Origin of the sequence: Sphingobium nicotianae (assembly GCF_018603885.1) — a bacterium.
GTDB lineage: Bacteria > Pseudomonadota > Alphaproteobacteria > Sphingomonadales > Sphingomonadaceae > Sphingobium > Sphingobium nicotianae.
On the sequence record NZ_JAHGAW010000001.1, the window covers coordinates 138,031 to 150,914 of the forward strand.

Sequence of the window (12,884 nt, forward strand, 5' to 3'; positions counted from 1 at the left end):
GGATGAGAACATATAAAGAACAAATGACCAAGCCAAGCATGGCCGAGCGGCTCGAAATCCTGGCGGACGCCGCCAAATATGATGCTTCGTGCGCGTCGTCCGGCACGACCAAGCGCAACGCGCGCGCCGGTGGAGTCGGCTCCACCGAGGGCATGGGCATCTGCCACAGCTATGCGCCGGACGGACGCTGTATCTCGCTGCTCAAGATATTGCTGACCAACCACTGTGTCTTTGACTGTCACTATTGCATCAATCGCAAGAGCTCGAACGTGCGCCGGGCGCGCTTCACGCCGCAGGAAGTCGCGGATCTCACCATCACCTTCTATCGGCGCAATTATATCGAGGGTCTGTTCCTCTCTTCCGGCATCGTGAAGTCTGCCGATCACACGATGGAGCAGATCATCGAGACAGCCCGTATCCTGCGCGAGGAGCATGACTTTCGCGGCTATATCCACCTCAAGATGATCCCGGAGGCGGACGCGGAGCTTGTGGCGCGAGCGGGCTTCTTCGCGGATCGCGTCTCGATCAATGTCGAGCTGCCGACCCGGGCGGGCCTGACGCGTCTCGCGCCAGACAAATCAGCACCGCAGATCGAAGGCGCGATGGGCGGTCTCAGGACGGCCATTCTCGATCATCAGGACGCGCGATCGCGCTATCGCTCCGCGCCCGAGTTCGCACCGGCAGGCCAGTCGACCCAGATGATCGTCGGCGCAGATGGCGCGTCCGATGCGGATATCGTGGGCAGAGCGAGTGGTCTCTACGACCGTTTCGGGCTGCGGCGCGTCTATTATTCGGCGTTCAGTCCAATCCCCGATGCAAGCGCGGTCCTGCCGCTCAAGCGACCGCCGTTGATCCGCGAGCATCGCCTTTACCAGTCCGACTGGCTGATGCGATTCTACGGCTATACGCCGGCGGAGGTGCAGCAGGCCACGGACGCGCAGGGCATGCTGCCGCTCGACATCGATCCCAAGCTCGCCTGGGCGCTGGCCTTCCGCGACAAATTCCCGCTCGATGTCAATCGCGCCTCGCGTGAGATGCTGTTGCGCGTGCCGGGGCTGGGCGTCCGTTCGGTCGATGCCATCCTGGCCTCGCGACGGCATCGCCGCATCCGGCTCGCCGATCTCGCCAAGCTGGCGGTGTCGCTGGCCAAGATCCGGCCGTTTATTGTCACTGCCGACTGGCGCCCGACGAGCCTCCTCGATCGCGATGACCTTCGCCGGATCGTCGGCCCGCGCCCGAGCGAGCAGCTGGAGTTGTTCGCGCCATGAGGGAGACGGTCTTCTTCACCACCTCCGACCATGTCGTGGCTCTGGACGCCCCCGACGATTTCGAAGCCTGGCGAGGTCACGCGCGCGCATTGCTTGTCGCCGGCATCGAACCCGATCGACTCGTCTGGCTGGAGCCCGGCGCGGCAGAGGCAGACCTGTTCCGCTCTCCCGGCACGTCGCCGGTGTCGCGCTCGAAGCGCGGCTTTGCCCAGCCCAAGGCGCCGCGCGATTTTCTCGACCTGGCCTCCCAGGCTATCCTGCATCGCGACCCTGGCCGTTTCGACCTGCTCTATGGGTTGCTCTGGCGACTGCAGGGCAATGGGCGGCTGCTGGAGGACAAGGCCGACCCGCAGGTGCGCCGCGTCGACGATTTGACGCGCGCCGTACGCAGAGACATGCACAAGATGCGCGCGTTTCTGCGCTTCCGCGAGGTACGCGGGGACGATGGTGACAGTCACTATGTCGCCTGGTTCGAACCCGATCATCATATCCTGCGCGCCAGTGCCGCTTTTTTCGTCGATCGTTTTGCCGATATGCACTGGTCGATCCTGACGCCGGACGGCTCCTTGCACTGGGACAAGGAGATGCTGCGCGAAGGGCCGCCCGCGCAGCGCTCCGATGCGCCGCCAGGAGATCCGATCGAAGAGCTGTGGCGCAGCTATTATGCATCGATTTTCAACCCCGCCCGTTTGAAGGTCGGCGCGATGCTCAAGGAGATGCCGCGCAAATATTGGAAGAACATGCCCGAGACGGCGCTGATTCCCGCGCTCGTCGCGGGTGCGCAGGCACGGGAGGCGACGATGGTCGAGGCGGGACGCGATCTGTTCGAGGAAGCTGACGCACCGGATAGTCTCGACGCGATCGCGCAGGCAATCCAGCACTGCCGACGCTGCCCGATCGGCTGCAACGGCACGCGGGCTGTTGCGGGCGAGGGGCCGAAGAAGGCGCGCCTGATGATTGTCGGCGAGCAGCCGGGCGACGTCGAGGAAGAGCAGGGGCGGCCATTCGTCGGTCCCGCCGGGCAACTGCTGATGGCGCATCTCGAAGCCGCCGGCATCGATCGCAAGGTGACCTATGTCACCAATGCGGTGAAGCATTTCAAATATCTGTCGCGTGGCAAGCGTCGCCTGCACCAGACGCCGACCGCGAAGGAAATCGACATTTGCCGCTGGTGGATCGACAATGAGCGACGCATCGTCAAGCCGCGCCTGATCCTGGCGCTCGGCGCCAGCGCTGCGCGCGGACTGCTGCACAAGACGATCAGGATTCAGCAGGAGCGCGGTCGCCCGATGATGCTGGAGGACGGCGGCGAGCTCTGGGTGACGGCGCACCCCTCCTATCTGCTGCGCCTGCGCGATGAAGGGCGCGCGACCGAGGAGAAGCGCTTCCGCGACGACCTGAAGGCCGTCGCCAAGCGCCTCACCTCATTGGCATGAAGAAGAAATGGTCGGGGAAAGAGGATTCGAACCTCCGGCCCCTGCCTCCCGAAGACAGTGCTCTACCAGGCTGAGCTATTCCCCGACCGGGGCCGGCACATTGCTGCGCCGGCAAGACAGGCGACGCCCTATAGTGACGGGTTCCGCCGCTGGCAAGCGCTGCATCGGCTTATTTGCGTTCTGCTTCGGAAAGTCCCTCAAATCAGCCCTTCGCCACGGAAACTGAAGCGCGCCTGCGCTCCCACGATGACATGATCGTGCAACTGCATGCCGAACAGTCGCAGCAGGCCGGCGACAGCGCGGGTCGCCGCAATGTCGGCTTCGCTCGGCTCCGCCCGACCTGACGGGTGGCTGTGATGCAGTATGACCGTCCGGCAGGGACAGGCCAGCAGGCGCGGCACGAGATGAGCCAGGTCGATCGCCAGCGAGTGATGATCGCCGATCAGCGTGATCCGCTCAATCAGGAGGCCCTGCGCATCGTAAAGATCGACTGCGCCCAGCTCGCAATTCGCCTGGAACGGCACGCGACCTGTGTCTGCGCTCGGCAGTGTCTCTTCCGCTACGGAACGGGCGCAAAAATGGTTCGGGCGCGACATCGGGCAAATCTGAAGGGAGATAGCCCCGGGAGGCAGTTCATACCGGTCCATTTCCGATTGCCAAAGGCGGCCTCGCGGTCAAATCGGCTGAAACACGGCAGTGAATCCATCCGATTCGGAGATGGTTGCCTCATGCGAAACCAAGTCGATCGGCAAGTTGGCTTGCGGAGCCCCGTTGTTACTGGCGTTGAGGGGAGGGGCTCGCTAAGACTTGCCTCATGCCCATGCCAGCGCGCCTCGCCCTGCCGAACCACATCGACGGCGACGGTGTGCACTATGAGCAGCAATATCTTGACCTGATGCATCACGTCTGGACGCAGGGTCATGAGCGGATTGATCGCACCGGTGTCGGCACGCGCTCGATCCTGGGCGCGACGATGCGATTCTCGCTCGCGGACGATGCCGTGCCCCTGCTGACCACCAAGCGCGTGTTCTGGAAGGTCGCGGCGCGCGAGATGCTCTGGTTCCTGTCGGGCGAGACCAATATCCGTCCGCTGGTGGCGCAGGGCGTTCATATCTGGACGGACTGGCCGCTCGACCGCTTTCGCCGCGAGACCGGCGAGGCGGTGTCGATGGACGATTTCGAAGCGCGGATTCTCGCCGACGAGGCCTTTGCGCTTCAATGGGGAGATCTTGGCCCGGTTTATGGCAAGCAGTGGGTGAACTGGGATCGATATGATCCCGCGCCGGAGGTGGGCGAGGGCCTGTATCGCCGGGCCGCGCAAGGGCATAATCAGATCGCCGCGCTGGTCGCGGCCATCCGCACCAATCCGGGGTCGCGCCGTCTGCTCTTCACCGGCTGGAATGTCGACCAGCTCGACCGCATGGCCTTGCCGCCGTGCCACATGACCTATCAGTTCCATGTCGCGGACGGGCGACTCAGCGGCCTGCTGTTCCAGCGCAGCTGCGACCTCGGTATCGGCTTCCCGTTCAACATCTTCGGCCTCGCGCTGCTGACGCGGATGCTGGCGCTGCAGTGCGATCTGGAGCCCGGCGAGATCGTCTGGCAGGGCGGAGACGTCCATCTCTATCTCAACCATGGCGATCTGGTGGCGGAACAGCTTTCGCGCTCGCCGGCCGGTGCGCCCAAGCTGCGCATCCTGCGCCGGCCGGAGACGATCTTCGATCATCGCATCGAGGATTTCCTGGTCGAGGATTATCAACCGCAGCGCGGTATCGCCGCGCCGATCGCGGTGTGAGGCAGGCCGGCATGTCGTTGCGGGACCTTTATCATACCGATCGGGAGAGCAAGCCCAGCGAGCAGGCAGCGTTCAATCGCGACGCGTGGGAGCGCAATCGCCTCGCTGCGTCGATCGCCTTGTTCGGTGGTGCCGGATTCGTGCTGGCCTTGCCGTTCGCGCTGCGCGCCGGTGCGGAATTTTTTCTGCCGCTGACCGCCGCGCTGGTGATCGCGATCTGCCTGGTACCCTTCCTCGAATGGCTGGAGCGGCGGCGCATTCCCTCGCCGCTGGCGGCCCTGATCGCGCTCGCCTCCTTTCTGTTTGTCGCCAACACCGCGCTGGTGCTGATCGTCGTGCCGGCGACGGACTGGATCACGCTGCTTCCCGAGCGGATCAGCCAGATCAAGATCACGCTGGCGCCCGTCATCGACCTCTACACCCAGGCGCAAGGCTTCATCGACGGCCTGCTGCGCATGGTCACCGAGACGAAGAGTCTGGGCAACGAGGGGGGTGATTTCGCGAGGCCCGGATCGATCCTGCAGATGCTGACCAGTTCAGCGCCGAGCGTGGTGATCAACGTGGTGTTCGGCTTGCTGGTGATCTTCTTCTTCCTGTCCGGATGGACGCGTCTGCGGCGGCGCACGATTCGCGGTCGCGGCAGCTTCACCGGCGCGCTCACGATCGCGCGGGTCATCCAGAACGTCGTGGATGCGACCTCGCGCTACGTCCTCACCATCACGCTCATCAATCTCCTGCTCGGCCTCACCATCGCGGTGATGCTCAGCCTGATGGGCATGCCGACTCCCTTCATGTGGGGCGGGTTCGTCGCCCTGCTCAATTTCATTCCCTATTTCGGGCCGATCGTCGCGGCGATCCTGCTGGGCCTAGGCGGGCTCATGACCTTCACGACGGTGGGCTGGGCCATGCTGCCGTCGATCATCATGATCTGCTTCCATCTCGTCGAGGCGAACATCATCACCCCGCTGGTGCTGGGCGAGCGGCTCAAGATGAGTCCGCTGATGATTCTCGTGTCGCTGGCCTTCTGGACCTGGGTCTGGGGCACGGCCGGCGCCTTGCTCGCGGTGCCGCTGCTGATCATCATCCAGACCGTGCTGGCGGCCGCCGGAAAGCCGGACATTGCCGGCTTCCTGTTCGAGGCGGGGACGCTCACCAGCACGCTGCATGATCCGCCGCAGGATTATGACAATTGAAGGTACGAAGCGTGTTGACAGCACCGGCGCCCTCTTATACCTGCGCCCCCCTAGCCAAGCGCGGGTGTAGCTCAGTTGGTTAGAGTGCCGGCCTGTCACGCCGGAGGTCGCGGGTTCGAGCCCCGTCACTCGCGCCATTTTCCCGGTAGTTGAAGCCAGGACGCCGGCCTCGGCCGAGCGCGATGCAGTCGCTCCGGGACGACGCCACAAGCCGGCTATTGCCGTGCGGCGATCTCCCGCAGGATATGTTCGAAGACTTCGGCCGGCTGTCCGCCCGAGATGAGATAGGCGTCATTGATGACGATGGCCGGGACCGCCGTGACGCCGCGCGACATCCAGATCTCCTCGGACATTCTGACGTAGCGCGAAAACCGGCCTGACTGCAGGACATCTGCCGCCTCCGCCGCATCCAGTCCGACATTCCCTGCGATCTCGACGAGCACGTCATGATCGCTGATGTCGCGAGTGTGGGTGAGGTAGGCCGCGAACAAAGCCTTCTTCAGATCATGCTGCTTCCCCTGCAGTTTGGCCCAGTGCAGCAGTCGGTGCGCGTCGAAGCTGTTATAGAAACGGCCATCATTGCTCAGTGCTAGATCGAAGCCGACCTCCGTCGCTCGCTCGCGCAGCGTCGGGCTTTCGTCCGAGGGCGAATGTGGCGTGTCGCCATATTTCTCGCGAAGATTCTCCCCGACATTCTGTCCCTCCGGCGGCAGGTCGGGATTGATCTCGAATGGATGGAAGACGAGCTCGGCCTCCACAATGCCCGCCGTGTTTGCCAGCGCGCGCTCCAACCCCCTGAGGCCGATCGCGCAAAACGGGCATGCAATGTCCGACACGAAGTCGATCTTAAGCCGTGTGGCCATAACGCCTCCGGGATGGTGTCATCCATCATATCAGGCCGGCCGATCAAAAGAAAATCTTCTGAAAATTCCGCCCAGCGCCGCAACTGGACCGGCAGGTTCACGCCTTCCAGCGGCCGATTTCCATCCAGGTCAGCAGGGGTCGCACCGGGAAGATCCAGACGATGCCCATCACCACATAGAAGACGCATTGGGCGAGCATGGGCCAACGCGCGATCTGCTCGGAGAAGCTGGCGATGATCCAAGCCCAGAGGCAGATGATCGCTAAGATTGCGAGCATGCCCGCGGGTTTTCGCCAGGTCGGACGCCAGTCTGGCTGCTCGTCCATCAGGCGCGTTCCCGCGTGAAAATCTGCGCCTCGGTAATCACCATGTCGAGCGGCATATCCCATGGCTCGATTGGCAGCGCATCGACCATCTGGCAGCTCCAGGCGATGCCGATGCGTCGGGCGTTGGGCATCTTCGCGAAGGCGCGGTCATAATAACCCGCGCCATGGCCGATCCGGTTGAGCGCTTTGTCGAAGCCGACCATGGGCGTGAGGACGATGTCCGGCACGACGGTAGCGGCTTGGGGAGCGGGCTGGGGAATGCGCATCTGACCGGGTACGAGCACGTCGCCCGGCGCCCATTCGGCGAATTCCATGTCCACCTTGATGCTCTCGCCGAGACGCGGCAGGCATAGTTTGAAGCCGCGCTCGTGGAGGAATTCGAGCAGATTGGCCGTCGGCGCCTCGGAGCCCATGCTGTGATAGACCGAAATGCGGGCGCCTTCGGGGATTTGCGCCAGCACCGGCGTGGGCAGCACGCGGAAGGCGAGGTTGCGCACCGATTGCGGCAGGCCGGCGACGAAGGCGGCGCGCCGGGCGAGGATCTCGCTGCGCAGGGCCGCGCGTTCAGTGGTCATCGGCTCATGTCCTGACTGGGAAAGGGGAAAGTGACGGGACCGCCATGGCCGTTTGCTGGAAAATCCTCTGACGCCTGTACGTCAGGTGGGGACCATTTAGTCCGGACCAGGATCCGGCCAGAGACAGCCCCCTAGGATGTGATATCGCCTCAGGGATGTTCGCTAAAGCGCGCACCGGGCAGTACCCGTCCTGTTCTATCTAGGCGCTGGCGAGCTGCACTGCAAGGCTGTCGCCCAGCGCTTCGATCCGTTCGGCGAGCCGGGTGAGCGCGGCCAGCGTGTCGCTCTCGTCGAACGGCTCGGCGGCCGGTGGCGGCGGTGGCACTGTGGCGACCGGTGGGGCCACCCTGGGTTCGTTGGACCGCTCCGACAGCGTGTCGGCGAGCAACAGGCCGGCGAAAAGCAGCTGGCGCACCTCGGTCAGCCCAGGGCTGCCGGTCTTCACCTGATTCACACGGTCGGACATCATGCCCGCGAGCGACTGAAGCCTGGCCTCCTCACCGTCGCGGCAGTGCACCGCATATTGCCGGCCGCCGACCATGATCTTGACTTCTGCCATACTCAGGCCTCGCTCCGCGCCTTCTGCAAATCGCCGATCAGGGCGTCCAGCGATTTGAGCGCTGCGATCGCCTTGTCGCGCGAGAAAGGATCGATCTCGACCGACGAGGTGTCAGCATCGCCGTCCAACTCCTGCGCAAACTGCGCCTCGATGACTTTGGCATGTTCCTCGGAGACTTGCCTGGCGAGGCTCTCGGCGCGCGTAAGCGCCCGTTCGAGCCGTCCTATTGCCTGCATCATCGCGTCGCTTGCCATGGGGAACCCTTATCATGCGGATTGCGGATTGCAAAAGCTCCGTTTCCCGCCGATGCGATGAGCGCATGACATGCTGAGGAAGCTGTTGCGGCCGTCACACAGGGTGCCCATTAGGTTGACGCTTGCCACTCGAATCGACATTGAGACCCCGCGACGACTCGGGGGAGCGTGCGCCGGTCCGCGTCAATACGCCCTTCGACCGCGCCGGTCCCTGATCCGCTCGACATGAACGCGCCTGCGGGCCAGCAACAGAAAGGGGCGTTCGCCCATGCCAGTCACCGAAAAGCGCCTTGCCGACACCATTCGAGTGCTGGCGATGGATGCGGTGCAGGCGGCCAACAGCGGACATCCCGGCATGCCGATGGGCATGGCCGATGTCGCGACAGTGCTGTTCAAGGACCATCTCAAGTTCGATCCCGCCGCGCCGAAATGGGCCGATCGCGACCGTTTCGTGCTGTCCGCCGGTCACGGCTCGATGCTGATCTACGCGCTGCTGCATCTCACGGGTTATGATGAGCCGACGATGAGCCAGATCGCCAATTTTCGGCAGATCGGCAGCCCTTGCGCTGGCCATCCCGAGAATTTCGAGCTGCCCGGCGTCGAGGCCACCACAGGCCCGCTGGGGCAGGGCCTGGCGATGGCGGTGGGCATGGCGATGGCCGAGCGTCATCTCAATGCCGTGTTCGGTGATGAGCTGGTCGATCATCGTACCTGGGTGATCGCCGGCGATGGCTGCCTGATGGAAGGCATCAATCATGAGGCGATCGGTCTTGCCGGTCATCTCGGCCTCGGCAAGCTCAAGGTGCTGTGGGACAACAACAAGATCACCATCGACGGCGCGACCAGCCTCTCGACCAGCGAGGACATCGCGGCGCGCTACCGGGCGACGGGCTGGCACGTCGTGACGTGCGACGGCCATGACTTCGGCGACATTCGCCGCGCGCTCGACGAAGCGGTGGCCGATCCGCGCCCGTCATTGATTGCCTGCTCGACCAGGATCGGCGAGGGCGCGCCGAACATGGCAGGCACAAGCAAGGTCCATGGCTCGGCGCTGGGTGTCGATGAGGTTGCGGCGACGCGCAAGGCGCTGGGCTGGGATCTGCCGCCGTTCGAGCTGCCGGACGAGGTCAGGGCGGCGTGGCTGGAGATTGGCAAGGGCAGCAAGGCCGCTCACGCCGAGTGGGAAAAGCGCCTCACATCCCATTCCAACAAGGCAGAATTCGAGCGGCGCATGGCTGGTGTCTTGCCCGCCGGTTTCTCGCTTCAGCCCTATCTCGACAGCCTGATCGCCGAACCGAAGAAGGTCGCGACCCGCAAGGCGAGCGAGATGGCGCTGGATTACATCAACGTCAATCTGCCGGACACGTTCGGCGGATCGGCTGACCTCACAGGCTCAAACCTGACCCAGTCGAAGGACCAGAAGAGCTCGTTCAGTCGCCAGGATTATTCAGCCCGCTATGCGCATTACGGCATCCGAGAGTTCGGGATGTCGGCGGCGATGAATGGCATGGCGTTGCACGGCGGCGTCATTCCCTATGGCGGCACCTTCCTGGTTTTCTCGGACTATTGCCGCAACGCGATCCGCATGTCGGCACTGCAGCAGGTGCGGGTCGTCTATGTGATGACGCACGACAGCATCGGCCTTGGCGAGGACGGCCCGACGCATCAGCCGATCGAGCATGTGATGTCGCTGCGCATGATCCCCAATCTGGAGGTATTCCGCCCGTGCGACACGATCGAAACGGCGGAATGCTGGGCCCTAGCGCTGGAGAGCGACTCCAGACCGTCGGTGCTGGCGCTCAGCCGCCAGAACCTGCCGCAGCTGCGCACGGACGCTTCGCAGAATCTGTCGGCCAAGGGCGGCTACACGCTCGTCGCTGCCAAGTCCGCACCGAAGGTCGTGCTGATTGCGACCGGGTCGGAAGTCGAGATCGCCGTTGCGGCCGCCGAAATACTGGAAGGGAGGGGCATCGCGACCAGCGTCGTCTCGATGCCCAGCGTGTCGCGCTTCCTCGCGCAGGATGCGGGCTATCGAGCTTCCGTGCTGCCCGAGGATGCGTTCAAGGTGTCGGTTGAAGCCGGCACGACCTTTGGCTGGGCGACGATCACCGGCGCGCGCGGTCTCAACATCGGCATTGACGCGTTCGGTCTCTCCGGGCCTGCGCCGGCGCTTTACGAACATTTCGGATTGACCCCCGCCAGCATCGCGGATCGCGTCGCCGCGGCCCTCAACTGACTCACGAAGGAGAAAGCATCATGGCAACCAAGGTAGCAATCAACGGGTTCGGGCGCATCGGACGTCTCGTCGCGCGCGCAATCCTGTCGCGTACCGACCATGATCTCGAACTGGTCTCCATCAACGATCTGGGCGACGCCAAGTCGAACGCTTTGCTCTTCAAGCGCGACAGCGTTCACGGCACGTTCGCCGGCACGGTCGAAGTCGACGGCAACGACCTCATCATCAACGGCAAGCGCATCCATGTCACCGCCGAGCGCGATCCGGCCAACCTGCCCCATGCTCAGCATGGCGTGGAAATCGCGCTGGAATGCACCGGCTTCTTCGCCGACAAGGAGAGCGCGTCCAAGCATCTCGCTGCCGGCGCCAAGCGCGTCGTGATCTCGGCGCCAGCCAAGAATGTCGACAAGACGGTCGTGTTCGGCGTCAACCACGAGACGCTGACCAAGGACGACATCGTCATCTCCAACGCGAGCTGCACGACCAACTGCCTCGCGCCGATCGCCAAGGTGCTCAACGACGTGATCGGCATCGAGCGCGGCCTGATGACGACGATCCACAGCTATACCAACGACCAGCGCATCCTCGACCAGATCCACAGCGACATGCGCCGCGCCCGCGCCGCCGCCATGTCGATGATCCCGACCACCACCGGTGCCGCCCGCGCCGTTGGCGAGGTGCTGCCCGAACTCAAGGGCAAGCTCGACGGCTCGTCGATCCGCGTGCCGACCCCGGACGTCTCGGTCGTCGACCTGACCTTCACGCCCAAGCGCGATACGACCGTCGAGGAAGTGAACGCGGCGCTCAAGGCGGCGTCCGAGAGCGGCCCGCTCAAGGGCGTGCTCGAATATGTCACCGAGCCGCTCGTCTCGATCGACTTCATGGGCAATCCGCACAGCTCGTCGGTCGACAGCCTGGAGACGGCCGTGCTCGAGGGCAAGCTGGTCCGCGTGCTGAGCTGGTACGACAATGAATGGGGTTTCTCGAACCGCATGGTCGACACCAGCAACGTGGTTGCCGGGCTGCTATAAGCGTTGATTGATCGTTCGGTTCGAGCGGCCGTCGAGCGAAGTCGAGACGGCTGTCGAGAACGCCCTTCTCGACTACGGGTCTCGACAAGCTCGACCCTGCGCTCGAAGCGAACGGTGATATGAAGATTGTGGGAGATCGTTCGTGGCCAAACCCTTCAAGACCCTGGACGACATGGGCGACATCGCCGGCAAGGCCGTGCTGGTCCGTGAGGATCTGAACGTCCCCATGCAGGACGGCGCGATCACGGACGACACCCGCCTGCGTGCCGCCGTGCCGACGATCCTGGAGCTGTCCGACAAGGGCGCCAAGGTGCTGATCCTCGCCCATTTCGGCCGGCCCAAGGGCCAGAAGTCGCCGGACATGTCGCTCAGCCTTGTGACGCGCGCGCTCAGCCAAGTGCTCGGTCGCGAGGTGCAGTTCATCCCGGATTGTCAGGGCGAAGCAGCGGTAGCGGGTATCGCCGTCATGCGCGGCGGCGACATCGCGATCCTGGAGAATACCCGCTTCCATGCGGGCGAGGAAAAGAATGATCCCGCCTTGTCCGACGCCATGGCGGCGCTCGGCGACTATTATGTGAACGACGCCTTCTCCGCCGCGCATCGCGCGCACAGCTCGACCGAGGGCGTCGCGCATCGCCTGCCCGCGTTCGCCGGCCGCTCGATGGAGAAGGAGCTGGATGCGCTCGAGGCGGCGCTCGGCAATCCGCAGAAACCCGTCGCCGCCGTGGTCGGTGGCGCCAAGGTCTCGACCAAGCTCGACGTGTTGCACAATCTCGTCGCGCAGGTCGATCATCTGATCATCGGCGGCGGCATGGCCAACACCTTCCTCGCCGCGCGCGGTGTCGATGTCGGCAAGTCGCTGTGCGAGCATGATCTGGTGCCGACCGCGAATGAGATCTTCGACAAGGCCGAGAGTGCGGGTTGCACGATCCACCTGCCTTATGATGTGGCCGTCGCCAAGGAATTCGCCGCCAATCCGCCGAGCTACCGCATCTGCAACGTCAACGAGGTGGCGGCCGACGAGATGATCCTCGATGTCGGCCCGGCGGCTGTCGAAGCGCTTGCCGACGTGCTCAAGACCTGCCGCACCCTCGTCTGGAACGGCCCGCTCGGTGCTTTCGAGCTGGCACCGTTCGACACGGCGACCGTGGCGCTCGCTCGCACCGCCGCCGCGTTGACGGTGGAAGGCTCGCTGGTTTCGGTGGCAGGCGGCGGCGACACGGTGGCGGCGCTCAATCATGCCGGCGTGGCCGACGACTTCTCGTTTGTCTCGACCGCCGGCGGCGCCTTCCTCGAATGGATGGAAGGCAAGGAACTGCCCGGCGTCGCGGCGCTGACGCGCAAGTAAT

General features: G+C 64.2%; 13 protein-coding genes, 2 tRNA genes and 1 other RNA gene. 8 read left to right on the forward strand and 8 right to left on the reverse strand.

Translation table 11 applies throughout. The features are described from left to right. The first annotated feature begins 23 nt into the window (after positions 1 to 23). Both KK488_RS00645 and KK488_RS00650 read left to right on the forward strand, forming a co-directional pair. Positions 24 to 1,268 carry a putative DNA modification/repair radical SAM protein gene (locus tag KK488_RS00645; protein ID WP_214621207.1) on the forward strand — a complete coding sequence of 415 codons (1,245 nt, stop codon included), beginning with the start codon at positions 24 to 26 and terminating at the stop codon, positions 1,266 to 1,268. Beyond that, positions 1,265 to 2,704, forward strand: coding sequence for a UdgX family uracil-DNA binding protein (locus KK488_RS00650; protein ID WP_214621208.1), 1,440 nt, complete (start codon positions 1,265 to 1,267; stop codon positions 2,702 to 2,704). Before KK488_RS00645 ends, KK488_RS00650 begins: the two co-directional genes overlap by 4 nt. Before the next feature lie 8 nt (positions 2,705 to 2,712). Here the strand turns inward: KK488_RS00650 and KK488_RS00655 are convergent. Both KK488_RS00655 and KK488_RS00660 read right to left on the reverse strand, forming a co-directional pair. After that, positions 2,713 to 2,789 (reverse strand) — tRNA-Pro (locus KK488_RS00655). 112 nt (positions 2,790 to 2,901) lie between these two features. Then, positions 2,902 to 3,228: a JAB domain-containing protein gene (locus tag KK488_RS00660; protein WP_214621209.1), complete on the reverse strand. Its 327-nt coding sequence runs from the start codon at positions 3,226 to 3,228 to the stop codon at positions 2,902 to 2,904. A 290-nt stretch (positions 3,229 to 3,518) separates the two neighbouring features. Here KK488_RS00660 and thyA point away from each other — a divergent pair, with 290 nt between their 5' ends. From thyA to KK488_RS00675, 3 genes are all read left to right on the forward strand, one after another. Beyond that, on the forward strand, positions 3,519 to 4,499 hold the full coding sequence (gene thyA, locus KK488_RS00665) for a thymidylate synthase (protein ID WP_432653822.1): 981 nt from the start codon (positions 3,519 to 3,521) through the stop codon (positions 4,497 to 4,499). A gap of 11 nt (positions 4,500 to 4,510) precedes the next feature. After that, positions 4,511 to 5,692: an AI-2E family transporter gene (locus tag KK488_RS00670; protein ID WP_214621210.1), complete on the forward strand. Its 1,182-nt coding sequence runs from the start codon at positions 4,511 to 4,513 to the stop codon at positions 5,690 to 5,692. A gap of 60 nt (positions 5,693 to 5,752) precedes the next feature. After that, positions 5,753 to 5,829: transfer RNA gene (locus KK488_RS00675), tRNA-Asp, on the forward strand. Positions 5,830 to 5,907: 78 nt separating this feature from the next. Here KK488_RS00675 and KK488_RS00680 read toward each other — a convergent pair. The 6 genes from KK488_RS00680 to KK488_RS00700 form a co-directional block, all read right to left on the reverse strand. After that, a complete protein-coding gene (locus tag KK488_RS00680; RefSeq protein WP_214621211.1) occupies positions 5,908 to 6,555 on the reverse strand; it encodes a DsbA family oxidoreductase in 648 nt (215 codons plus the stop codon). A 97-nt stretch (positions 6,556 to 6,652) separates the two neighbouring features. Further along, the gene (locus KK488_RS00685) at positions 6,653 to 6,880 is read right to left on the reverse strand and encodes a DUF2842 domain-containing protein (protein WP_214621212.1); all 228 of its coding nucleotides are present in this window, start codon (positions 6,878 to 6,880) and stop codon (positions 6,653 to 6,655) included. Next, a complete protein-coding gene (locus KK488_RS00690) occupies positions 6,880 to 7,455 on the reverse strand; it encodes a 5-formyltetrahydrofolate cyclo-ligase (RefSeq protein WP_214621213.1) in 576 nt (191 codons plus the stop codon). Before KK488_RS00690 ends, KK488_RS00685 begins: the two co-directional genes overlap by 1 nt. 32 nt (positions 7,456 to 7,487) lie before the next feature. Next, positions 7,488 to 7,643, reverse strand: a non-coding RNA gene (gene ssrS, locus KK488_RS21745) — 6S RNA. A gap of 11 nt (positions 7,644 to 7,654) precedes the next feature. Then, positions 7,655 to 8,014 carry a cell division protein ZapA gene (locus KK488_RS00695; protein ID WP_214621214.1) on the reverse strand — a complete coding sequence of 120 codons (360 nt, stop codon included), beginning with the start codon at positions 8,012 to 8,014 and terminating at the stop codon, positions 7,655 to 7,657. A 2-nt stretch (positions 8,015 to 8,016) separates the two neighbouring features. Next, positions 8,017 to 8,268 carry a hypothetical protein gene (locus tag KK488_RS00700; RefSeq protein ID WP_214621215.1) on the reverse strand — a complete coding sequence of 84 codons (252 nt, stop codon included), beginning with the start codon at positions 8,266 to 8,268 and terminating at the stop codon, positions 8,017 to 8,019. Positions 8,269 to 8,536: 268 nt separating this feature from the next. Between KK488_RS00700 and tkt the strand changes: the two genes are divergently transcribed. The 3 genes from tkt to KK488_RS00715 all read left to right on the forward strand — a co-directional run bounded on the left by tkt (position 8,537) and on the right by KK488_RS00715 (position 12,883). Further along, complete coding sequence (gene tkt, locus KK488_RS00705; RefSeq protein WP_214621216.1) at positions 8,537 to 10,504, forward strand: transketolase; 1,968 nt, start codon at positions 8,537 to 8,539, stop codon at positions 10,502 to 10,504. A gap of 20 nt (positions 10,505 to 10,524) precedes the next feature. Next, positions 10,525 to 11,535: a type I glyceraldehyde-3-phosphate dehydrogenase gene (gap, locus tag KK488_RS00710; RefSeq protein WP_214621217.1), complete on the forward strand. Its 1,011-nt coding sequence runs from the start codon at positions 10,525 to 10,527 to the stop codon at positions 11,533 to 11,535. Positions 11,536 to 11,677: 142 nt separating this feature from the next. After that, positions 11,678 to 12,883, forward strand: a complete 1,206-nt coding sequence (locus tag KK488_RS00715) for a phosphoglycerate kinase (RefSeq protein ID WP_214621218.1) — start codon at positions 11,678 to 11,680, stop codon at positions 12,881 to 12,883. Position 12,884: the final 1 nt, after the last annotated feature.

What these genes read in the sequence shown, in the direction of transcription:
- KK488_RS00645 (WP_214621207.1), top strand. Translation starts at nt 24, where the DNA reads ATGACCAAGCCAAGCATGGCCGAGCGGCTCGAAATCCTGGCGGACGCC.
- KK488_RS00650 (WP_214621208.1), top strand. Translation starts at nt 1,265, where the DNA reads ATGAGGGAGACGGTCTTCTTCACCACCTCCGACCATGTCGTGGCTCTG.
- thyA (WP_432653822.1), top strand. Translation starts at nt 3,519, where the DNA reads ATGCCCATGCCAGCGCGCCTCGCCCTGCCGAACCACATCGACGGCGAC.
- KK488_RS00670 (WP_214621210.1), top strand. Translation starts at nt 4,511, where the DNA reads ATGTCGTTGCGGGACCTTTATCATACCGATCGGGAGAGCAAGCCCAGC.
- KK488_RS00680 (WP_214621211.1), bottom strand. Translation starts at nt 6,555, where the DNA reads ATGGCCACACGGCTTAAGATCGACTTCGTGTCGGACATTGCATGCCCG.
- KK488_RS00685 (WP_214621212.1), bottom strand. Translation starts at nt 6,880, where the DNA reads ATGGACGAGCAGCCAGACTGGCGTCCGACCTGGCGAAAACCCGCGGGC.
- KK488_RS00690 (WP_214621213.1), bottom strand. Translation starts at nt 7,455, where the DNA reads ATGACCACTGAACGCGCGGCCCTGCGCAGCGAGATCCTCGCCCGGCGC.
- KK488_RS00695 (WP_214621214.1), bottom strand. Translation starts at nt 8,014, where the DNA reads ATGGCAGAAGTCAAGATCATGGTCGGCGGCCGGCAATATGCGGTGCAC.
- KK488_RS00700 (WP_214621215.1), bottom strand. Translation starts at nt 8,268, where the DNA reads ATGGCAAGCGACGCGATGATGCAGGCAATAGGACGGCTCGAACGGGCG.
- tkt (WP_214621216.1), top strand. Translation starts at nt 8,537, where the DNA reads ATGCCAGTCACCGAAAAGCGCCTTGCCGACACCATTCGAGTGCTGGCG.
- gap (WP_214621217.1), top strand. Translation starts at nt 10,525, where the DNA reads ATGGCAACCAAGGTAGCAATCAACGGGTTCGGGCGCATCGGACGTCTC.